Source organism: Alcanivorax xiamenensis (assembly GCF_009846745.1).
Taxonomy (GTDB): domain Bacteria; phylum Pseudomonadota; class Gammaproteobacteria; order Pseudomonadales; family Alcanivoracaceae; genus Alloalcanivorax; species Alloalcanivorax xiamenensis.
The window spans coordinates 1-19869 of sequence record NZ_AQPF01000057.1 but is presented as its reverse complement, the minus strand read 5'-3'; the positions used below and the strand labels follow the sequence as shown (position 1 = coordinate 19869).

The following is a 19869-nucleotide window of genomic DNA, read 5'->3' as shown; positions in this document are numbered from 1 at the left end:
GGCGTCCGGCGTCCGAATGTCGACAACTTCCCAATATCCACAGCTAAGAACTTTTCCCCTGAACACCTCGAAGCCCCGTTAACACTGCGTTTCCGACCTTTAGCAGAAAAAATCGTCCAATCCGCCATCTTGCCTGTTGTCGACAATGCCGCTACATTGCGCCGCACAAGAGATGGCTTTTGCTGCCCAAAAGGCGGCTAGAAATATCACGAGGCCGCCAAGGCCCGACGCTGAATCCTACAGGGGGAGCGCCTGATGACCGCATTACTGTCCCAGGGTCTGGAGTTGATGCTGCTCGGTATGGGAGTGGTGATGACCTTCCTGCTGATTCTGGTGGGTGTGATGGTGACCATGGCCGCGCTGATTAACCGATTCGCGCCGGCTGCCACGGCGCCACCCGCCGCTACGGACAACCCGGCTTCCTCCGCCGAACAACCGTCTCAGCAAGTTCTGGCCGCGATTCAGGCCGCCATTCGACAACATCGGGCTACCCGCCCCTGAGCCGATCGGAACCTCCCATGACCGCGACCCAACCCCTGCGCATCACCGATGTCGTCCTGCGCGATGCCCATCAGTCCCTGCTGGCCACGCGCCTGCGTCTGGATGACATGCTGCCCATCGCCGAGAAGCTTGACCAGATCGGTTATTGGTCTATGGAATCCTGGGGCGGCGCCACGTTCGACGCCTGCATCCGTTACCTTGGGGAAGATCCCTGGGAACGCATTCGGGAACTGAAAAAGGCCATGCCGAACACGCCACAGCAAATGCTGTTGCGCGGGCAGAATCTGCTTGGTTACCGCCACTACGGCGATGACGTGGTGGACGCCTTTGTCGAGCGCGCGGTGAAAAACGGCGTGGACGTGTTCCGTATCTTTGACGCCATGAACGACATGCGCAATATCGAGCGCGCGGTGGCGGCGGTGATCAAGCAGGGCGGGCATGCCCAGGGCACCATCGCTTACACGGTCAGCCCGGTGCACACCCTGGAGGTGTGGGTGAAGCAGGGCAAACGGATCGAAGCCATGGGCGCTGATTCGGTGGCGATCAAGGATATGGCGGGGTTATTGACCCCCAATATCGCCTATGAGTTGGTGAAGCGTCTCAAGGCGGACTTGTCCATACCGGTACACCTGCATTGTCATGCCACCACCGGACTGTCCACCGCCACCGCGCTGAAGGCGGCGGAAGCCGGCATCGACAACGTCGATACCGCGATTTCCTCCATGTCGATGACCTACGGACACAGCCCCACCGAAACGGTGGTGGCGATGCTGCAGGGAACGGAACGGGATACCGGACTGGATCTGAAGCGTCTGGAAGACATCGCCGCTTACTTTCGCCAGGTGCGGCTCAAGTACGCCCGCTTCGAAGGCAGCCTGCGTGGTGTCGACTCACGCATTCTGGTGGCACAGGTGCCCGGCGGCATGCTCACCAATATGGAAAGCCAACTGCGTGAGCAGAACGCGGAGGAGCGCTTCGATGAGGTGTTGGAAGAAATCCCGCGAGTGCGCAAGGACCTGGGCTACATTCCGCTGGTGACCCCCACGTCGCAGATTGTCGGCACCCAGGCAGTGCTGAACGTGCTTGCCGGCGAGCGCTACAAGGCCTTGAGTAAGGAAACCCGTGGCGTGCTGCGCGGCGAATACGGCCTGGCGCCGGCGGCGTTCAACGCGGAATTGCAGACGCGGGCGCTGGAAGGCGACGAGCCGGTGACCTGCCGCCCGGCGGATCTGCTGGAACCCGAACTGGCGCGGTTGCAGCAGGAACTGGAAGACAACGCGCGGCAGCAGAATGTCTCGCTGGCACAGGGCGAGCAGCGTCTGGACGATGTGCTTACCTATGCGCTGTTTCCTCAGGTGGGGCTCAAATTTCTGGCCAACCGTGGCAATGCGGCGGCCTTTGAACCGGCGCCGGAAGAAGACGGCGATGGCAAAGGCGAGGGGGTCTATACCGTTACCGTGGAAGGGCAGAGCTATGTGGTGTCGGTGGCGGATGGCGGTGATGTCGAGGGCATCCGACCGTTGTCCGAGAATGGTGTCCAGGCGCCGGCCGCCGCATCGGCCTCCCAGGGCGGTGGCGCCGGAGAACCACTGAATGCCCCGCTGGCCGGTAACATCTTCGAGGTGCTGGTCAAACCCGGCGACAAGGTCGAACCGGGGCGGAAAGTGCTGGTGCTGGAAGCGATGAAAATGGAGACCGATGTGTCCGCCCACCGCGCCGGCACGGTCCGGGAGGTCCGCGTCAAAAGCGGCGACGCGGTGGCGGTGGGCGACGTTCTGCTGGTGATAGGAGACTGATCCATGGATGCGTTGCTCAGTCTCTGGCACAGCACCGGTTTGTATCACCTGACCTGGGGCCAGGCGGTGATGATCGCGGTCGGTCTGGTGTTGCTGTACCTGGCCATCCGCAAGAATTTTGAACCGCTGTTGCTGGTGCCGATCGGCTTTGGCGGTATTCTCGCCAACATTCCGGTGGCGGGCCTGGCGGAGTCGGCGGTGAGCCAGGCGCTGCACTTCGGCGACGGTGCCTTGCTGGCACAGATGGCTTCCGCTCTTGGTGTCGACCCGGCGACGGGCGTGAAGGCCCTGATGCGGGCTTATCACGATGCGGCACCGGCGTTGCAGTCGCAGTTGCACAGTCTGGCCACCGACGCCAACTTCAACGATGGCCTGCTGTACCTGATCTACACCGTGGGGCTCACCACCGGTGTGTTCCCGCTGCTGATTTTCATGGGCGTCGGAGCGATGACCGATTTCGGCCCGCTGCTGGCCAACCCGCGCACCTTGTTGCTTGGCGCCGCCGCCCAGTTCGGCATATTCGCCGCGCTGCTCGGCGCCTTGGCGCTGAACGCGGTGGGCATGGACTTCTCTCTCGCCGATGCCGCCAGTATCGGTATTATCGGTGGCGCCGACGGCCCCACCAGTATCTACGTCACCGCCCGCCTGGCACCGGATCTGCTTGGCGCCATTGCCGTGGCCGCCTATTCCTATATGGCCCTGGTGCCGCTGATCCAGCCACCGGTGATCCGTCTGCTCACCACCCGCAAGGAGCGGGAAATCCGCATGGAGCAGCTGCGCCCGGTGGGCCGCCTGGAAAAAATACTGTTCCCGGTGCTGCTGCTGATCCTGGTGGCCCTGTTGTTGCCGGACGCGGCACCGCTGCTGGGCATGTTCTGCTTCGGCAACCTGATGCGCGAGGCCGGCGTGGTCAGCCGTCTGGTGGACACCACCAGCAACGCTTTGATCAATACGGTCACTATCCTGCTGGGACTGGCGGTGGGCGCCAAACTCAGCGCCGAGAGCTTCCTCGTGCTGGAAACCCTGGGCATCCTGTTGCTGGGGCTGGCGGCCTTCGTCATCGGTACCGCCTCCGGTGTATTGATGGCCCGGTTGATGAACGCCGTCGGCAAGGTGCCGGTGAACCCGATCATTGGCGCCGCCGGGGTTTCCGCGGTGCCGATGGCGGCGCGGGTGGCCAACCGGGTGGGGCTGGAGTCCAATCCGCACAATCACCTGCTTATGCACGCCATGGGCCCCAATGTGGCCGGCGTGATCGGTTCGGCGGTGGCCGCCGGTGTGCTGTTGAACATGGTGGGCTGACACCGCTATCGGTATCCTGGAGCCCCCTATAACCACTCCGGGTGATGATGAACTCCACGTGGCTTGACGCCCTGATACGCCGCTTTCACCGCTTGCGCTACCTGTGGGCGGTGGGCAGCTTTCTGCTCGGTCTGAGCAGTTATTTCCTGGTGGAACGCAAACCCTGGCTGGCTACGGTGCTGACGGTGATCCTGGTCACCACCTGGCTGGCGCTGCTCACCGAGGGGCTGTGGTCGCGGTTTTTACGCGGCCCGGCCATGCAGAAGCTGTCCCAAGGGGCGTTGAAACTGATGCTCCAGGGGGTGCACCAGGAAGCCTTCTTCTTCACGCTGCCGTTCATTCTGCTGCAATGGTCCGGTGGCGCCGCCTATGTGCTGTTCACGGGGCTGGTGGTGACCAGCGCGCTGGTCAGTATCGTCGATCCCCTGTATTTCCGGCTGGCGGCGCACCGGGCGCTGTATTTTGGCTACCACGCCTGGGCACTGTTCGTGGCGTTGCTGGTGTTATTGCCTCTGATCGTCAAGGTGCCCACCAACCTGGCCCTGGACGGTGCCGCCATTCTCACCGCCCTGGTCGCGTTGCCCAGCTTCTGGCGCGTGGGTGGGCCGCGCCCGGTGTATCGCTGGGTGGCACTGGTGTTGTTCTCGGTGGTGATCGCCAGCGTCCCGCTGTGGGGAGCCCGGCTGGTGCCGCCTCTGACCCTGTCATTGGAACACCGGACCATGGCGTTGACGCTCAATCGCGAGCGCCGCGAACCGCTGGTGACCGGTACCCGCTTCGATGCCTCCGAGCTGAGCGGTGGGCTGTTCGCCTATACCGCGATCCGCGCCCCGCTGGGACTGGGGCAGCCGGTCGATCATTACTGGTACCACGATGGCCAACTGGTGGACCGGATCGGCCTGGAACTCACCGGCGGCCGCCAGGAAGGCTATCGCACCTGGTCCCACAAACGGCATTTCCCGGATCACGCCGAAGGCCGCTGGCGAGTGGAAGTGCGGACCGGCAGAGGGCAGGTGATTGGCGTTCTGCGTTTCGATGTGACGCCCTGATACCGGCAGGCCTCTTCGCTGCCAAGGCAGCTTCCCACAGAGGGGGATTACGGAGCCGCTGTGGGAAGCTGCCTTGGCAGCGAATACCGTGGCAAGTTTATGTCTCCAAAGCCCGCGAATCGGCTTCGGGCCCAGCCTGTCGGAGAATCCTGCCCTGAATCGGCACGCCGAATCGGCGCCGAATTGGTGCGTCTTCCCTGTTTTGGTTACGTCCGTGTTCTCCGGTTTTTCCCCCTTGCCCTGCTAACTGGCTGAGCTGAAAGGTTTTTCCCTTTTGGCACAGGGTTTGCTCCTGTCTAGCCCGGAATGACAAACCAGTGAGAGTGCCACCAATGGCGGTGGCGCGATCACGAGCAAAGGCGCTCAAGAACGTTCGGTGGTATCCGCCGATCGTTCTCGGGCGCTTTTTTTATGGCCACCGTCCATTTTTAAGGTCGGGCAATTCGAAGTACGGAAGGGGTGTGACGCATGATGGGAATTCAACGGTGGTGCCGCCGGCTGGCGATGCTGATGGGGCTGGTGGCGATGCCGGCCCTGGCCGAGACCGTGGGCTGGCCGGAGAAGGCGGAACTGAAATTCGGCTTCATAAAATTGACCGACATGGCGCCACTGGCGGTGGCCTACGAGAAAGGCTACTTCGAGGAAGAAGGGCTGTTCGTGACGCTGGAAGCCCAGGCCAACTGGAAAGTGCTGCTGGACCGGGTCATCGACGGGCAGCTGGACGGCGCCCATATGCTGGCCGGACAGCCCTTGGGCGCCACTATTGGTTATGGCACCCAGGCTCATATCATCACCGCGTTCAGCATGGATCTGAACGGTAACGGTATTACCGTTTCCAATGAGGTCTGGCGGGCGATGAAGGCGTCGATTCCGGAGCGGGACGGCAAACCGGTGCATCCGATCAAGGCGGACACTCTGAAACCGGTGGTGGAAGCCTACCGCAAGGAAGGCAAGGCGTTCCGCATGGGCATGGTATTTCCCGTGTCCACACACAACTACGAGTTGCGTTACTGGCTTGCCGCGGGCGGATTGAATCCCGGCTTCTATGCGCCGCACAAAGGCGATACCAGCGGCCAGTTGCAGGCGGATGTGTTGCTGTCGGTAACGCCACCGCCGCAAATGCCGGCGACCCTGGAGGCGGGCACCATTCACGGGTATTGCGTGGGCGAGCCCTGGAACCAGCAAGCGGTGTTCAAGGGCATCGGCGTGCCGGTGATCACCGACTACGAAATCTGGAAAAACAATCCGGAAAAGGTGTTCGGTGTCAGCAAGGCGTGGGCGGATCACTACCCCAACACCCATATCCGCGTGGTCAAGGCGCTGATTCGCGCCGCCAAATGGCTGGACGAAAACGATAACGCCAATCGTGCCGAGGCGGTGAAAATCCTTGCTCGTCCCAACTACGTCGGCGCCGACGAGGAGGTGATCGCCAATTCCATGACCGGCACCTTCGAGTATGAGAAAGGCGACGCCCGGCCGGTGCCGGATTTCAACGTATTCTTCCGCCATAACGCCACCTACCCGTACTACTCCGATGCCATCTGGTATTTGACGCAAATGCGCCGCTGGGGGCAGATCAGCGAAAGCAAACCGGACAGTTGGTATCTGGAAACCGCGCGCAAAGTGTATCGGCCCGATGTCTACGTCGCCGCCGCCGAGGCACTGATCGAAGAAGGCAAGATGAGCGCGGATGACTTTCCCGACTTCGACAGCGAGGACGGTTTCAAACCGCCGCAAAGCGAGTTCATCGACGGCATTACCTATGACGGCCGTCACCCGAATACCTATCTGGACCAATTCCCCATCGGCTTGAAAGAAGGCGACCGTCTCTGAGCGGCGAGGAGGCTTCATGGTAACAATGACACTGCCGGACTGGCTGGCGTCCTGTCGCGATCTGATGCGCGGCAAGGCCGGGCCAGCGCAACAGCAAGCCGTCCTGCGGCAACTGGTCTGGCCGTTGCTGGGAATCCTGTTGTTTTTACTGCTGTGGCATTGGGCGGCGCGGAATATTCAAACCTCGCTGGGACAATTCCCCGGCCCCGCCACCGTCTGGGAGCAGACCCAGGCGCTCTATCAGGAGCATCGTGAAGCGCGTCAGCGGGAGGTGGCTTTCCATGAGCGTCAGGAGAAATACATCGAGACACGCCTGGCACAGCAGCCCGATTGGCAACCGGTGCGTCGGGACTACACCGGCGCGCCCACCTTTTTCGACCAGATCGGCACCAGCCTGATTACCGTGATGAGCGGTTTTCTGCTGGCCTCGGCGCTGGCGATACCGTTGGGGATCGTGGTCGGGCTGAGTGCCGGCCTGCACGCGGCGGTGAATCCGTTGATCCAGATTTTCAAACCGGTGTCGCCACTGGCCTGGTTGCCGTTGGTGACCATGGTGGTCAGCGCGGTTTATACCAGCGGCGATCCGTGGATCGCCAAGTCGTTTCTCAACTCCATGTTCACCGTCACGCTCTGCTGTCTGTGGCCCACCTTGTTGAACACCGCGGTGGGGGTGACCTCGGTGAGCAGTGATCTGATCAACGTGTCACGGGTCTTGCGCCTCAACGCCTTCGAGCATGTTCGGCGCATCGTGTTGCCTTCGGCGTTGCCGATGATGTTCACCGGCCTGCGTTTGAGCCTCGGGGTGGCCTGGATGGTGCTGATCGCGGCGGAAATGCTGGCGCAGAACCCAGGGTTGGGAAAATTCGTCTGGGATGAATTCCAGAACGGCAGTTCCCAGTCCCTGGGCCGCATCATGGTGGCGGTGCTGGTGATCGGTCTGATCGGCTTTCTACTGGACCGGCTGATGCTGGCGTTGCAGCGATTTCTGGTTTGGGACAAGAGCGCCGCGCGGCGTTAGGGGGAGGTATGACAGCGTTATTGGAATTGTCCAACGTGGGCATGGCCTTCGATACACCAACGGGGCGTTTCGAGGCTCTGAAGGACGTGAATCTGAAAATCGCCGCCGGCGAATTCGTGTCGCTGATCGGGCACTCCGGCTGTGGCAAATCCACCGTGCTGAATATTGTCGCCGGGCTGCTGCGTGCCACCGACGGCGGTGTGATTCTGGACCGCCGGGAAGTCGGCGAGCCCGGCCCGGAGCGGGCGGTGGTATTCCAGAATCACTCGCTGCTGCCGTGGCTGACGGCCTTCGAAAACGTGGAACTGGCGGTGCGGCAGGTGTTCCGAAAACAAAAGAGCAAAAAGGAAATGCGTGACTGGGTGGCGCATAACCTGGAGCTGGTGCACATGGGGCATGCCATGGGCAAGACGCCGCGGGAGATTTCCGGTGGCATGAAGCAGCGGGTGGGCATTGCCCGGGCATTGGCGATGCAGCCGCGTGTGTTGCTCATGGATGAACCCTTCGGAGCACTGGACGCGCTCACCCGCGCCCATCTGCAGGATTCGCTGATGGCCATTCACGCGCAACTGGGCACCACCGTGATCATGATTACCCATGATGTGGACGAGGCGGTGTTGTTGTCCGATCGCATCGTGATGATGAGCAATGGCCCGTCCGCCACCATTGGCGAAGTGCTGCCGGTGACATTACCGAGGCCCCGCGACCGGGTGGCGCTGGCCGACGATCCTGGCTACCACCGCTGCCGGCAAAAAGTGCTGCGCTTCTTGTATGAGAAGCAGCGCAAGGTGACGCCGCTGCCCGGCCGGCAAGAGCCCGCGCCCTCCTGTCTCACCGGCACCGATGCGCCACCACGGGGCAGAGGATGAGCGGATCGTGCACCGCAATGGTGCCTGGCGCCCGCCTCGGCGTGGGGCCGACCACGGAAACCGGCGCTGATGGTCTTTGGCATAGCGGTTGCTTCCCTGAGGAAGACGAGGAAAGCCGCGCCTGACCATGGGCTTTACACCAACCAGGGATGCCGACGAGCCGATGCCATTGAAGATCATGCTGGTGGATGACCAGCCGCCACGGGCGGCCATGCTTGAGCGGGCGCTGGAAGACGAGGGCCATGTCATTCTGTGCCGGCTCACCAGCGCCGCCGGTCTGTCTCAAAAGGTGATGGCCTGCAATCCCGACATGGTGATCGTCGATATGAACGCACCGGACCGGGACACGCTGGAGAGCATGGCGTTGGTGCAACGCGATATGCCACGCCCGATCGTCATGTTCTGTGGCCAGGACGATGAGGCGCTGATTGTCGCCGCGTTGCGCGCCGGGGTCAGTGCCTACGTGGCGGGGGAGACCGATCTGTCCCGGGTGCGCAGCGTGATGCGCGTGGCCACCGCTCGCTTCCGTGAATATCAGGCCTTGAGAGAAGAACTGGAACGGACTCGTGAGGCGCTGGAGGAACGCAAGCTGATCGAGCGCGCCAAGGGTTTGTTGATGCAACGGCGTCGCCTCAATGAACAGGACGCCTACGCCATGCTGCGCCGTCAGGCCATGAATACCGGGCAACCGCTGATACAGGTTGCCCGTTCGGTGCTGGATTACGCCGATTTGTTGAAAGCCCAGGGGTGATGAAAGGCGCCGGACGCTGGACGCTTGACGCCGGCCACGAAAATCGCAGGCCCACAAGGAGAATGACTTTGTTTGAAGTGCGATACAGTTCGATCGGAGTCTGGCCGTTGCCAGTATTCCTATGTAGGGAAGAGGCGGCGCGTTCAGAGCGTCCGGCATCCAGCGTCCGGCGTCTGGCGGCACTTGCGGAGCAAGCGCCATGAAACTCCGCATCGGCTATATGCCGCTCACCGACAGCCTGCCGTTGGTGGTGGCCCAGCAAGCCGGTTATTTCGCCGACGAAGGTCTGGACGTGGAACTGCAACCGGAATGGAGCTGGGCCAGCTTGCGCGACCGTTTGCTGGTGGGGCAGGTGAACGCGGCGCCGATGCTGGCTCCCATGTTACTGGGCACCTCCCTCGGCCTGGGTTGCATCAAGAAGCCGTTGGCCACCGCCTTCTCCATGGGCGTCAACGGTAATGGCGTGACCGTGTCGCCGATGCTGTATCACGGTCTGTGCGCGTTGGCATCCGGGCCTTCGCCCCAGGACATGGCGGCGGCGCTGAACAAGCTGGTGGCGGCCCGTGCCAGCGCCGGTGACGCGCCGCTGGTACTGGCGGTGGTGTTTCCTTTTTCCTGCCACGCTTATCAGCTGCGCCACTGGCTGGCGGTGGCGGGGCTCGATCCGGACCACGACGTCAAACTGGTGGTGCTGCCGCCGTCGCAAATGGTGGATCATTTACGGCTCGGTCACATCGACGGTTTCTGTGTGGGCGAACCCTGGAACAGTCTGGCGGCGCTTACCGGCGCCGGACATTGCCTTCTGTCCGGCTACCAGATCTGGGAAAACGCGCCGGAAAAAGTGCTGGCGGTGACCCGTGAGTGGGCGGCGGCCCATCCGGATACCCATCGTGCTCTTCTGCGCGCCCTGTATCGGGCGGCGACCCATGCCGATGAACATCTGCAGGCGTGTCTGGAGTGGCTGGCGCATCCGGCCTGGCTGGGCCTGCCGGCGGAAGTGATCGGCGCGCCGTTTTCCCAGCGCTTGCCCGGCGGGCTCACCGGCCAGCCGTTCCCGCGTCATCATTTTCACGTGTTTTCCGCCTATCAAGCCAATTTCCCGTGGCGTTCGGACGCGGAGTTTCTGCTTGGGGAGATGCAGCGATGGCGGCAAGGCCGCATCGAGGAGAAAAGCACTTTCGCCGCGCAATGCTACCGCACCGACCTGTATCGGGACGCGGTGCGTGATCTGACCAACCTGCCGGAGGTGGACCACAAGCCGGCGGAACGGCATGCCGGCCAATGGCGGTTACCCGGCGATCTGGCCCCGGTGGAACTGGGGCCGGACCGGTTGTTGCAGGTGGAGTGAGTGAGGCGACAATCGGGATCGGATTACCCTCCATCAAGGGCAGCGGAGTACGACTGTCGGGCAGCTGCGAAACAGTCTGCTTACACGCAATAACGCCGATTCGCCGCCAAGCGGAGCGCCGCCCGGACATCTTCCCACAGCAGGAGCTACGAAGCCGCCGTGGGAGCTGCCTTGGCAGCGAATACCTTTCCTGAAAGGTCCGTCGTTGTTGAGGCTCGGAAAGCGGCGATTCACTCGAAGCGGAGCCGCGTTACGCCTTTGCGGGACTCTGCTTCACGGTGTTCCCGCAAAGGCGTAACGCGGCTCCGCTGTCCCTGATGGAGGATGACGGCTCCCGCTAAGCCGCCATGGACCGTTTTTACCCCGTGCGTAGTTGTTTGGCGGCGGCCACCATGTTGGCCAGGGCGCCCTGGGTTTCCTCCCACTTGCGGGTTTTCAGGCCGCAATCCGGGTTGACCCACAAGCGTTCCTTCGGCAGCCGCTCGGCGGCTTTTTCCATCAAGCCGACCATCCAGGCCACGTCCGGTTCGTTGGGGGAGTGGATATCATACACCCCCGGACCGATGTCGTTGGGGTATTGGAAGTCGCGGAACGCGTCCAGCAGCTCCATGTTGGAGCGGGAGGTCTCGATGGTGATCACGTCCGCGTCCAGCGCGGCGATCGCCTCGATGATGTCGTTGAACTCGGAATAGCACATGTGGGTATGGATCTGGGTGTCATCGTCCACACCGACGGTGGCCAGACGGAAGCAGTCCACCGCCCAGTCCAGATAGGCCTGCCATTCCCCCTGGCGCAGCGGCAGGCCTTCGCGCAGGGCCGGCTCGTCGATCTGAATCACCTTGATGCCGGCGCTTTCCAGATCCCGCACCTCGTCACGCAGGGCCAGGGCGATCTGCTTGCAGGTTTCCGAGCGGGGCTGATCGTCGCGCACGAAGGACCATTGCAGAATCGTCACCGGTCCGGTGAGCATGCCCTTCACCGGTTTATCGGTCAGGGACTGGGCGTAGCGGGCCCATTCCACCGTCATCGGGTTGGGACGCTGCACGTCGCCGAAAATGATCGGCGGTTTCACGCAACGGGAACCGTAGCTTTGCACCCAGCCGAAGCGGGTGAAGGCGAAGCCCTCCAGCAGCTCACCGAAGTACTCCACCATGTCATTGCGTTCGGCTTCACCGTGCACCAGCACGTCCAGTTCCACTTCTTCCTGATAACGGATGCAGCGGGCGATTTCCTGCTTCATCTGTTCGGTGTAGGCGGCGTCGTCGAGCTTGCCGGCTTTCCAGTCCCGGCGCGCTTCGCGGATTTCCCGGGTCTGCGGGAAGGAGCCAATGGTGGTGGTGGGGAACGCCGGCAGCTTCAGCGCGTCCTGTTGTTTGGCGATACGTTCCGCGAACGGGCTCAGACGGTCGCGGGAAAGATCGCCGCTGGCGGCGATCCGCTCGGCCACCGCCGGGTTGTGGATACGGATGGATTCGGCGCGTGCCCGCAGTGCCTCGCGTTGTGCTTGCAGGCCCGACTCGGCGGCGGCATCGCCGTCCAGCGCGCCGCCCAGCAGCGCCAGTTCGTCCAGCTTCTGTTTGGCGAAGCTGAGCCAGCTTTTCAGTTCGCTGTCGAGCTTGTCTTCCTGGTCCAGGTCCACCGGGCTGTGCAGCAGGGAACAGGAGGGCGCCAGCCACAGACGGTCGCCGAGTGCGTCCTTGACCGGTTGCAGCGCCGACAGGGCGGCGTCGAGATCGGTACGCCAGATATTGCGGCCGTTGATGTAGCCGAGGGAGAGTACTTTGTCGCCGAGCCGACCGATCACCTGTTCCAGATCGTCATCGCCGCGTACCCGGTCCAGGTGCAGGCCGGCCACCGGCAGTTCCAGGGCGGTGAACAGGTTGTTCTTCAGCGCGCCGAAATAGGTGGCCAGCAGCAGACGGGCGGTGCTGGCGGCGGCCAGTTGGTCATACACCCGCAGGTAGGCGCGCTGCCAGGCGTCGGGCAGATCCAGCACCAGGATCGGCTCGTCGATCTGCACCCATTGCACGCCTTGATCCGCCAGCCGCTGCAGAATCCGGCGGTAAACCGGAATCAGAGTCTCCAGCAGAGCCAGCTTGGCGCTGTCATCGGCGCCGTCGAAACCCTCGCCCTTGCTCAGGTAAAGGTAAGTCAGCGGGCCGGGGATCACTGGTTTCGGCTGGTGTCCGAGCGCCTTGGCTTCCTCCACCTGCTCGAACAGACTCTCGCGGGCGATGCGGAAGTTCTGATCGGCGGCCAGTTCCGGCACGATGTAATGGTAGTTGGTGTCGAACCACTTGGTCATTTCGCAGGCGGCCGCCGGGGTGCCGGTGGGCGCGCGGCCACGGGCCATGCGGAACAGGGTATCCAGATCCACGTCGGCAGCGGCGTCCTGGCCGAAGCGCGCCGGCACCACGCCGAGCAGGCAGGAGAATTCCAGAATCTGGTCGTACCAGGCGAAGTCGCCCACCGGCAGCAGATCGACGCCGGCCTGTGCCTGCAGGGCCCAGTGCCGCTCGCGCAGACTGCGGCCAACATGTTCCAGTTCGCTTTGTTGCAGGGTACCGCCCCAGTAGGCTTCCTGTGCCTGTTTCAATTCCCGGCGGGCGCCGATGCGCGGGAAGCCCAGATTGTGCAAGGTGGTCATGATCGGTCCTTTAAATTCGCTGACACACGACACGCCTGCACGCCGGCATGCCAGGGGCAACTGGCGTCAGGCAGGGATGAGGGACATTGTGCGGACCTTGGGGTATGAGGCAAAATCAAATATCTAAAGTTGAAAATGAGGAATTCTCATGATTGAGGCGATTGGAGCAGGGGGCCCAGGGCTAGCGTGCGGGTGTGTCGGCGTGTGGCGTGGGAGCCTCTGACCATGTTGGAACTACGCCACCTGCGGACTCTCCAGGCCATCGACGATGCCGGCTCCCTGGTGGAAGCCGCGGAGCGGCTGCATGTCACCCAGTCGGCGTTGTCGCATCAATTGAAGGATCTGGAGCACCGGCTGGGACTGGAACTGATCGTGCGGCGTACCCGGCCGGTGCGTTTCACCACCGCCGGCGCCCGTCTGCTGGCGTTGGCGCGGCAGATTCTGCCACTGGTGAAGAAAACCGAGACCGAACTGAAACGGCTTTCCGCCGGGGATAGCGGCCGCCTGCACATCGCCATTGAATGCCACTCCTGCTTCCAGTGGCTGATGCCGGCGCTGGATCGCTTCCGCGAGGACTGGCCGGAAGTGGAGCTGGATCTGTCCGCCGCCTTCGGCTTCGAGCCGCTGACCGCGCTGACCCGGGGCGATCTGGACATGGTGGTGACGTCGGACCCGGTGGACGACCCGGCGGTGTGCTACCTGCCGCTGTTCCGCTATGAGCTGGTGTTGGCGGTGGCGCGTGACAGTGAATGGGCGGCGCGGCGCTTCATCGAGCCGGGGGCACTGGCGGAACAGACCTTGATTACTTATCCGGTGGAGCGCGAACGGCTGGACGTGTTCACCGCCTTTCTCGATCCCGCGGGAATGGCGCCTGGTTCCGTGCGCACCGCCGAGTTGACGCCGATGATGGTGCAATTGGTGGCGGCGGGACGTGGCGTGGCGGCGCTACCGAACTGGGCGCTCACCGAGTACCTCGATCTGGGGCTGGTGAACAGCGTGCGACTGGGCGAGGAGGGGGTCTGGCGTACCTTGTATGCCGCGGTACGCCAGGGCGATCAGGCGGTGCCCTTCATTCAGGATTTCATGGAGACCGCCGAGGCGCTGTGCTTCGAACATCTGTCCGGCATCCGCCAGGTCAGCCGACCAGCTTGAGACCAATAATGCCGCCGACAATGGCGACCACGCACAACAGACGCGCCAGCGTCGCCGGCTCCTGGAACAGCACGATACCGAGGATCACCGCGCCGGTGGCGCCGATGCCGGTCCATACCGCGTAGGCGGTGCCCACCGGCAGGGTTTTCATCGCCGTGGCCAGCAGCCAGAAACTGATGGCCATGGCCGTGATGGTCAGCACGGAGGGGAGCGGGCGGGTGAAACCCTCGGTGTATTTGAGCCCGATGGCCCAGCCGGTTTCCAGCAAACCCGCGAGGAACAGCAGATACCACGCCATGAGGAGGTCCTTTTCGTGGCGGGGTCGTCCCCGGAAGAAGCGGCCATCAAGGCCGCGCCCCGAGGTCGTCCTTGGAGCGTGCACCATAATAGAGCAAAGGAAAGGCAGTTGATAGGTGAATCAGTTGATAGTTGACAGCGAAAAGAAATGCGGAAGTGCAAAAGCTATTTGCGTATCAACAAAATCGATTCATGCCTTTTCTGTGGGAAGCTTGCTTGCAAGCGAATGTCGTCAAGCGCCTGAACGAACTCCATTCGCTTGCAAGCAAGCTTCCCACAGTGGCTAAAGATCACCTGTTTTTGTCTTTCGCTGTCAACTGTCCACTGTCAACTATCAACTGTTTTATACGGTGTTTTGCTCAGCGCGCTGTTGTAGTAGCGAGGGTCGCCGGTGACTTCGTCGCCGAGCCAGTCGGGGTGGGGGAAGGGCTGGTCTTCGTGGTCCAGTTCCAGTTCGGCGATGATCAGGCCCTGGTTATCGCCGTGGAAGACATCCACCTCCCAGGTGTGACCCTGGTGAGGAACGAGGTAGCGGGTTTTGTCGATGACGCCTTCTCCGCACAGTTCGTCGAGCATGGCGCGGGCGTCGTCGGGCGGGATCGGGTATTCGAACTCGCTGCGGCTGGCGCCGTGGGTTTCCCCCTTGATGGTGAGCCAGGCTTGCTCGCCCTTGATCCGCACCCGTACCGTGGCCCGCTTATCGTGGCTGAGGTAGCCCTGGGTCAGCCGCTCGCCGTCGCGGCCGTCGAGAAAGGCGCTGTCGCGGACCCGGAATTTGCGTTCGATTTCGATGCCCATGGTCTCTCCCGTATGCTGTTTTGTCCCACTAATAGTAGTGGAAATACATGCTATACTGCGCCGCCGACTCGAGCCCACTATTTCCCGATCAGGAGCCCCATGAGCTGTGACTCCCTTCGTCTGACCGTCCGGCAGCTCCAGTGCGAACGGGATGAGCGCGTGCTGTTCCGTGATCTGGCGTTCCAGGCCAGCGCCGGCGAGATCTGGCAGATCACCGGCGCCAACGGGGCGGGCAAGACCACTCTGCTGCGGATTCTGGTGGGATTGCATGGGTTCTATGAAGGCGAGGTGCGCTGGCATTCACCGCTGGCGCCGGACCTGCTCTATCTCGGTCATCAGCCCGGTGTGCGGGAAGAACTGACCGCCCGTGAGAATCTGCGTTTCAGCGCCGCGCTGAACAACCAGCCGGGCGACGTGGACGCGGCCCTGGACGCGGTGGACCTGTACGGTTTCGAAGACGTGCCGGCGGCGCATCTCTCCGCCGGTCAGAAGCGCCGGGTGGCACTGGCACGGCTGTGGCTGGCGCCGAAAAAAGTGTGGATCCTGGACGAACCCTACACCGCCATCGACCAGAACGGCGTGGCGCGCCTGGACCAGCGCATACGCGATGCCGCCGGCAACGGCACTTTAGTGCTGTATACCTCCCACCACCGGGTCGGCGATGATGTGCGGCGGCTGCATCTGGGCGCGGAGGCACCGGCATGAACGGACCCTGGTGGGCGACCCTGCGCCGGGAACTGACCCTGATCTGGCGATCTCCGGCGGATATGGTGCAGCCGTTGTTCTTTTTCATGGTGGTGGTCAGCCTGTTCCCGTTGGGGCTGTCACCGAAGCCGGAGTTGTTGGCGCTGGTGGCGCCGGGCGTGGTCTGGGTGGCGGCGCTGCTGGCGGTGATGCTGTCGTTGGACGGGCTGTTCCGCCGTGACCAGGAAAGCGGTGCCCTGGATCAGATGCTGACCGCGCCGGTGGTGTCGGTGCTGCCGGTGTCGGCCAAGCTGCTGGCGCACTGGCTGCTGACCGGACTGCCGCTGGCGCTGCTGGCGCCGTTGCTGGGTTATATGATGCAGTTGCCGGTGCCGGCACTGGCCACGCTGACTTACAGCGTGCTGTTGGGAACACCGACACTGACGGTGATCGGTGCCATCGGCGCGGCGTTGACCGTGGGGTTGAATCGTGGCGGTATTCTGCTGGCGCTGCTGATTCTGCCGCTTTATGTTCCGGTGCTGGTGTTCGGCGCCGGTGTGGTGCGCGCCGCCGTGGACGGCTCTCCCACCCAGGGGTTGCTGGCGGTATTGGGCGCGCTGCTGGCGTTGGCGTTGAGTCTGGGGCCACTGGCGGTGGCGATGGGCCTGCGGATCAGCGCCGGAGACTGATCGCCGGGGTCGACGACAAAAAATACCGCCCGGGCGGACGACAAAAAATCAGAGTCGAAGCTATGTGGAATACTCTCAAACGCTGGTATCACCAACTGGGCTCGCCCCGCTACTTTTACCGGTTCGCCGACATAGTGCTGCCGTGGCTGTGGCCGCTGGCGCTGATCGTACTGGCCATCGGCCTGGTATGGGGGCTGGCCTACGCGCCGGTGGAGCGTTACCAGGGTGACAGCTATCGCATTATCTATCTCCACGTTCCCGCTTCCAGCGGCGCCCTGATGGGCTACATCGCCATGGGCGTGGCCGGGCTGGTGTGCCTGGTATGGCGGATGAAAATGGCCGAGGTGATGCTCAAGGCGCTGGCGCCGTTCGGCGCGGTGTTGGCGGCGGTGTCCCTGATCAGCGGCGCGATCTGGGGCAAGCCCACCTGGGGCACCTACTGGCAGTGGGACGCGCGCCTGACCTCGATGCTGATCCTGTTGTTCATGTATCTCGGCGTGATGGTGCTGCAGTCCGCCATCCGTGATCCCCGCCAGGCCGCCCGCGCCGCCTCGTTGCTGGCCCTGGTCGGGGTGATCAACGTGGTGATCGTGAAGTATTCGGTGGAGTGGCTGAACACCCTGCATCAGGGGGCGACCTTGAACCTGTTCAGCGAATCCTCCATCAACCCGGCCATGAAGTACCCGCTGCTGATCAGCATGCTGGGCATGTGGCTGCTGTACGCCGCCAACGTCCTGATGCGGGCCCGGGCCGAAGTGCTGAGCCGGGAGCGCCGCAGCGGCTGGGTACGCAAACTGGTGGAGGGACACTGATGTATTTCGACAGCTTCGCGGAATTTCTGGCCATGGGCCGGCACGGGCCCTATGTCTGGAGCGCTTACGGTATTTGTGCGCTGCTGATCGTGATCAATATGGTGCTGGCGGCGCGCAAGCTGGCGCGGGTGCGCCAGGACGTGGCTCGCCAGTGGCGACGGGAAACCCGGGAGGTTAAGCATGAATCCGGTTCGTAAACAGCGCCTGATCGTGGTGCTGGCGGTGTTTCTGGGGCTGGCCCTGGCCACCGCTCTGGCGGTGTACGCGCTGCGCCAGAACATCAATCTGTTTTTTACCCCGCAGCAGGTGGTCAGCGGCGAAGCGCCAGTGGGCACTAAAATGCGTGTGGGGGGTCTGGTTATGGAGGGATCGGTGGTACGCGACCCCGAGACTCTGGATGTGACCTTCGACGTCACCGACGGCAAGGGCACCTTCACCGTCCATTACCAGGGCATCCTGCCGGATCTGTTCCGCGAAGGGCAGGGTATCGTCGCCAACGGCACGCTGGTGAGCCAGGAACGGTTCGAGGCGGAGGAAGTGCTCGCCAAACACGATGAGACCTACATGCCTCCGGAGGTTCAAGATGCCTTGGAAAAAGCAGGACACCCTGGCGCGCGGAAGGACGCCGCGGGCTCATAGCGGCCTTTCCGCCGTTCATGGTCGACCCTGGCTGGCCGGCCTGTTACTCGGCTTTGCCGTGCCGGCCATGGCCGACTCCCTGCCCCTGGACAGCCTGACTCTGCCCGAGGGATTCACCCTGACGGTGTTCGCCGATGCTGTCCCCAACGCCCGGCAACTGGCGCAGGCCGAGGACGGCACGGTGTTCGCCGGCTCCCGTGAAGAGGGCAAGGTGTATGCGGTTCGCGACGCCGACGGTGACGGCCGCGCCGATCACACCTGGGTGCTGGCGGAAGGGCTTAACATGCCCTCCGGGATCGCCTATCGCGACGGTACCCTCTATGTGGCGGCGGTGAACCGGATCCTGGCACTGCCGGACATTCTCGATCATCTGGACGATCCGCCGGCCCCGGATCTGGTGACGGACGGGTTTCCCTCCGACTCCCATCACGGCTGGAAGTACCTGGCGTTCGACCCGGAAGGGAAGCTGATCGTGCCGGTGGGCGCGCCCTGCAACATCTGCGACCGGGAAGCACCCTACGCCACCATCCAACGCTATGACCTGGATTCGGGGGACATGACCACGGTGGCCCGCGGAGTGCGTAATTCGGTGGGATTTGATTTCCATCCGCGCAGTGGGCAGTTGTGGTTCACCGACAATGGTCGCGACATGCTCGGCGACGAGATCCCGCCGGAGGAGCTCAACCGGGTACGCGAGGACGGTGAGCATTTCGGTTACCCCTTCATTCACGGTGGCACGGTGCCGGACCCCGAGTTCGGCAAGAACAAGGACCCGGGCGAGTTCGCCATGCCGATGCGGACCATGCCGGCGCACCATGCCCCCTTGGGCATGACGTTCTATACCGGGGAGCAATTTCCCGAGGACTACCGGGGTGACATCTTCATCGCCGAGCACGGTTCCTGGAATCGCAGCACGCCGGCCGGGTACCGGGTCACCCGGGTTGGCGTGGAAGGCATCGACAAGGTTACCGGCTACCAACCGTTCATCAGCGGCTGGCTGCGTGAGGACGGCACCCGCTGGGGACGTCCGGCGGACGTCATGCAGGCCGCCGACGGCAGTTTGCTGATCGCCGATGACTATGCCGGTGTTATCTACCGCGTGGTCTACCAGGGCAGCTGATCGCGTCAGACGCGGGATGCTATAGTCAAAACCCGGGGCCGCGGGTATTGCGGAAATAAAAAATTGCCGGGAGCAATTTTTAACGTTGCTGCGCGACGGCCCGCAGGGTGACCGCCATGGACGGCGGTCATAAAAAATGGCTGAGAGCCATTGCTGTCCCACCGTTGTGGAACGGGCCGCTAACACGCTGGCACGCCAACACGCTTTGAAAACACTCGGGCATCCCGGGGTAGAGCGTTTCCTGGCTTAAGACCATTGAACTCCCGCTTCGGGGCGCACAACTTCGTAGAAGGAGATGCCGGATCGAGTCCGGCGTGACGGGGTTGCTTTGAATTGGTGTCCCCAAGGCCGGCAAGCGAGCCTTGGGTTTGGCGTGCCGGCGTGTTGCGTGTCAGCGTGCCAGCGGATTGTGGGACACTAATGGCCGGGAGCAATTTTTAAGGTTGCTCCGCGATGGCCCAAAGGGTGACCGCCATGGACGGCGGTTATAAAAAAGCGTTTTTATTGCTTGCCAAGTCGGCGCGCCCGGTTTTTCATCTTTCGGCGTCCGGCGTCCGGCGTCCG

20 protein-coding genes are annotated in these 19869 nt (G+C 62.9%); 17 read left to right on the top strand and 3 right to left on the bottom strand.

Annotated elements, in window-relative coordinates:
- From A6D6_RS21995 to A6D6_RS19415, 10 genes are all read left to right on the top strand, one after another.
- A partial coding sequence (locus A6D6_RS21995; RefSeq protein WP_236564178.1) for a hypothetical protein occupies positions 1 to 201 on the top strand: 201 nt, incomplete at its 5' end.
- Positions 202 to 255: 54 nt separating this feature from the next.
- The gene (locus A6D6_RS19455) at positions 256 to 501 is read left to right on the top strand and encodes an OadG family protein (RefSeq protein ID WP_159661632.1); all 246 of its coding nucleotides are present in this window, start codon (positions 256 to 258) and stop codon (positions 499 to 501) included.
- A 17-nt stretch (positions 502 to 518) separates the two neighbouring features.
- Entirely contained in the window at positions 519 to 2297 is a 1779-nt protein-coding gene (oadA, locus tag A6D6_RS19450; RefSeq protein WP_159661631.1) for a sodium-extruding oxaloacetate decarboxylase subunit alpha, read from the top strand.
- 3 nt (positions 2298 to 2300) lie between these two features.
- Positions 2301 to 3599 (top strand): sodium ion-translocating decarboxylase subunit beta, encoded by a 1299-nt coding sequence (locus A6D6_RS19445; RefSeq protein ID WP_133493586.1) that lies wholly within the window; start codon positions 2301 to 2303, stop codon positions 3597 to 3599.
- Between the two features lie 44 nt (positions 3600 to 3643).
- The gene (locus tag A6D6_RS19440; protein WP_236564177.1) at positions 3644 to 4648 is read left to right on the top strand and encodes a DUF5924 family protein; all 1005 of its coding nucleotides are present in this window, start codon (positions 3644 to 3646) and stop codon (positions 4646 to 4648) included.
- A 504-nt stretch (positions 4649 to 5152) separates the two neighbouring features.
- A complete protein-coding gene (locus A6D6_RS19435) occupies positions 5153 to 6481 on the top strand; it encodes a CmpA/NrtA family ABC transporter substrate-binding protein (RefSeq protein ID WP_439647242.1) in 1329 nt (442 codons plus the stop codon).
- Between the two features lie 16 nt (positions 6482 to 6497).
- Positions 6498 to 7499 (top strand): ABC transporter permease, encoded by a 1002-nt coding sequence (locus tag A6D6_RS19430; RefSeq protein WP_133493588.1) that lies wholly within the window; start codon positions 6498 to 6500, stop codon positions 7497 to 7499.
- Between the two features lie 8 nt (positions 7500 to 7507).
- Positions 7508 to 8368, top strand: coding sequence for an ABC transporter ATP-binding protein (locus A6D6_RS19425; RefSeq protein WP_159661629.1), 861 nt, complete (start codon positions 7508 to 7510; stop codon positions 8366 to 8368).
- A 163-nt stretch (positions 8369 to 8531) separates the two neighbouring features.
- Positions 8532 to 9119, top strand: coding sequence for an ANTAR domain-containing response regulator (locus A6D6_RS19420; protein ID WP_133493592.1), 588 nt, complete (start codon positions 8532 to 8534; stop codon positions 9117 to 9119).
- A 199-nt stretch (positions 9120 to 9318) separates the two neighbouring features.
- Entirely contained in the window at positions 9319 to 10467 is a 1149-nt protein-coding gene (locus A6D6_RS19415; RefSeq protein ID WP_159661628.1) for a CmpA/NrtA family ABC transporter substrate-binding protein, read from the top strand.
- A 358-nt stretch (positions 10468 to 10825) separates the two neighbouring features.
- Here the strand turns inward: A6D6_RS19415 and metE are convergent, their stop codons facing one another.
- Positions 10826 to 13114 (bottom strand): 5-methyltetrahydropteroyltriglutamate--homocysteine S-methyltransferase, encoded by a 2289-nt coding sequence (gene metE / locus A6D6_RS19410; RefSeq protein ID WP_133492710.1) that lies wholly within the window; start codon positions 13112 to 13114, stop codon positions 10826 to 10828.
- A 225-nt stretch (positions 13115 to 13339) separates the two neighbouring features.
- Here metE and A6D6_RS19405 point away from each other — a divergent pair, with 225 nt between their 5' ends.
- On the top strand, positions 13340 to 14266 hold the full coding sequence (locus A6D6_RS19405; RefSeq protein ID WP_133492709.1) for a LysR family transcriptional regulator: 927 nt from the start codon (positions 13340 to 13342) through the stop codon (positions 14264 to 14266).
- On the opposite strand, the gene sugE is transcribed toward A6D6_RS19405, so the two are convergent.
- Both sugE and A6D6_RS19395 read right to left on the bottom strand, forming a co-directional pair.
- Complete coding sequence (gene sugE / locus A6D6_RS19400; RefSeq protein ID WP_133492708.1) at positions 14250 to 14564, bottom strand: quaternary ammonium compound efflux SMR transporter SugE; 315 nt, start codon at positions 14562 to 14564, stop codon at positions 14250 to 14252. The genes A6D6_RS19405 and sugE overlap by 17 nt on opposite strands.
- A gap of 326 nt (positions 14565 to 14890) precedes the next feature.
- On the bottom strand, positions 14891 to 15361 hold the full coding sequence (locus A6D6_RS19395; protein ID WP_159661627.1) for a CYTH domain-containing protein: 471 nt from the start codon (positions 15359 to 15361) through the stop codon (positions 14891 to 14893).
- Positions 15362 to 15460: 99 nt separating this feature from the next.
- Between A6D6_RS19395 and ccmA the strand changes: the two genes are divergently transcribed.
- The 6 genes from ccmA to A6D6_RS19365 all read left to right on the top strand — a co-directional run bounded on the left by ccmA (position 15461) and on the right by A6D6_RS19365 (position 19305).
- Entirely contained in the window at positions 15461 to 16066 is a 606-nt protein-coding gene (ccmA, locus tag A6D6_RS19390; protein ID WP_133492706.1) for a cytochrome c biogenesis heme-transporting ATPase CcmA, read from the top strand.
- On the top strand, positions 16063 to 16734 hold the full coding sequence (gene ccmB, locus A6D6_RS19385) for a heme exporter protein CcmB (protein WP_133492705.1): 672 nt from the start codon (positions 16063 to 16065) through the stop codon (positions 16732 to 16734). The genes ccmA and ccmB overlap by 4 nt, the downstream gene beginning before the upstream one ends.
- Before the next feature lie 62 nt (positions 16735 to 16796).
- Positions 16797 to 17546, top strand: a complete 750-nt coding sequence (gene ccmC, locus A6D6_RS19380; RefSeq protein WP_133492704.1) for a heme ABC transporter permease CcmC — start codon at positions 16797 to 16799, stop codon at positions 17544 to 17546.
- On the top strand, positions 17546 to 17743 hold the full coding sequence (ccmD, locus tag A6D6_RS19375) for a heme exporter protein CcmD (RefSeq protein ID WP_022993976.1): 198 nt from the start codon (positions 17546 to 17548) through the stop codon (positions 17741 to 17743). The genes ccmC and ccmD overlap by 1 nt, the downstream gene beginning before the upstream one ends.
- Positions 17727 to 18185 (top strand): cytochrome c maturation protein CcmE, encoded by a 459-nt coding sequence (ccmE, locus tag A6D6_RS19370; protein WP_133492703.1) that lies wholly within the window; start codon positions 17727 to 17729, stop codon positions 18183 to 18185. Before ccmD ends, ccmE begins: the two co-directional genes overlap by 17 nt.
- Entirely contained in the window at positions 18130 to 19305 is a 1176-nt protein-coding gene (locus tag A6D6_RS19365; protein ID WP_236564176.1) for a PQQ-dependent sugar dehydrogenase, read from the top strand. Before ccmE ends, A6D6_RS19365 begins: the two co-directional genes overlap by 56 nt.
- The last annotated feature ends 564 nt before the right edge of the window (positions 19306 to 19869 follow it).

Bases quoted from the DNA above. Each gene is read 5' to 3' on its own strand.
- A6D6_RS19455 (WP_159661632.1), top strand. From the start codon at position 256: ATGACCGCATTACTGTCCCAGGGTCTGGAGTTGATGCTGCTCGGTATG.
- oadA (WP_159661631.1), top strand. From the start codon at position 519: ATGACCGCGACCCAACCCCTGCGCATCACCGATGTCGTCCTGCGCGAT.
- A6D6_RS19445 (WP_133493586.1), top strand. From the start codon at position 2,301: ATGGATGCGTTGCTCAGTCTCTGGCACAGCACCGGTTTGTATCACCTG.
- A6D6_RS19440 (WP_236564177.1), top strand. From the start codon at position 3,644: ATGATGAACTCCACGTGGCTTGACGCCCTGATACGCCGCTTTCACCGC.
- A6D6_RS19435 (WP_439647242.1), top strand. From the start codon at position 5,153: ATGCTGATGGGGCTGGTGGCGATGCCGGCCCTGGCCGAGACCGTGGGC.
- A6D6_RS19430 (WP_133493588.1), top strand. From the start codon at position 6,498: ATGGTAACAATGACACTGCCGGACTGGCTGGCGTCCTGTCGCGATCTG.
- A6D6_RS19425 (WP_159661629.1), top strand. From the start codon at position 7,508: ATGACAGCGTTATTGGAATTGTCCAACGTGGGCATGGCCTTCGATACA.
- A6D6_RS19420 (WP_133493592.1), top strand. From the start codon at position 8,532: ATGCCATTGAAGATCATGCTGGTGGATGACCAGCCGCCACGGGCGGCC.
- A6D6_RS19415 (WP_159661628.1), top strand. From the start codon at position 9,319: ATGAAACTCCGCATCGGCTATATGCCGCTCACCGACAGCCTGCCGTTG.
- metE (WP_133492710.1), bottom strand. From the start codon at position 13,114: ATGACCACCTTGCACAATCTGGGCTTCCCGCGCATCGGCGCCCGCCGG.
- A6D6_RS19405 (WP_133492709.1), top strand. From the start codon at position 13,340: ATGTTGGAACTACGCCACCTGCGGACTCTCCAGGCCATCGACGATGCC.
- sugE (WP_133492708.1), bottom strand. From the start codon at position 14,564: ATGGCGTGGTATCTGCTGTTCCTCGCGGGTTTGCTGGAAACCGGCTGG.
- A6D6_RS19395 (WP_159661627.1), bottom strand. From the start codon at position 15,361: ATGGGCATCGAAATCGAACGCAAATTCCGGGTCCGCGACAGCGCCTTT.
- ccmA (WP_133492706.1), top strand. From the start codon at position 15,461: ATGAGCTGTGACTCCCTTCGTCTGACCGTCCGGCAGCTCCAGTGCGAA.
- ccmB (WP_133492705.1), top strand. From the start codon at position 16,063: ATGAACGGACCCTGGTGGGCGACCCTGCGCCGGGAACTGACCCTGATC.
- ccmC (WP_133492704.1), top strand. From the start codon at position 16,797: ATGTGGAATACTCTCAAACGCTGGTATCACCAACTGGGCTCGCCCCGC.
- ccmD (WP_022993976.1), top strand. From the start codon at position 17,546: ATGTATTTCGACAGCTTCGCGGAATTTCTGGCCATGGGCCGGCACGGG.
- ccmE (WP_133492703.1), top strand. From the start codon at position 17,727: ATGAATCCGGTTCGTAAACAGCGCCTGATCGTGGTGCTGGCGGTGTTT.
- A6D6_RS19365 (WP_236564176.1), top strand. From the start codon at position 18,130: ATGCCTTGGAAAAAGCAGGACACCCTGGCGCGCGGAAGGACGCCGCGG.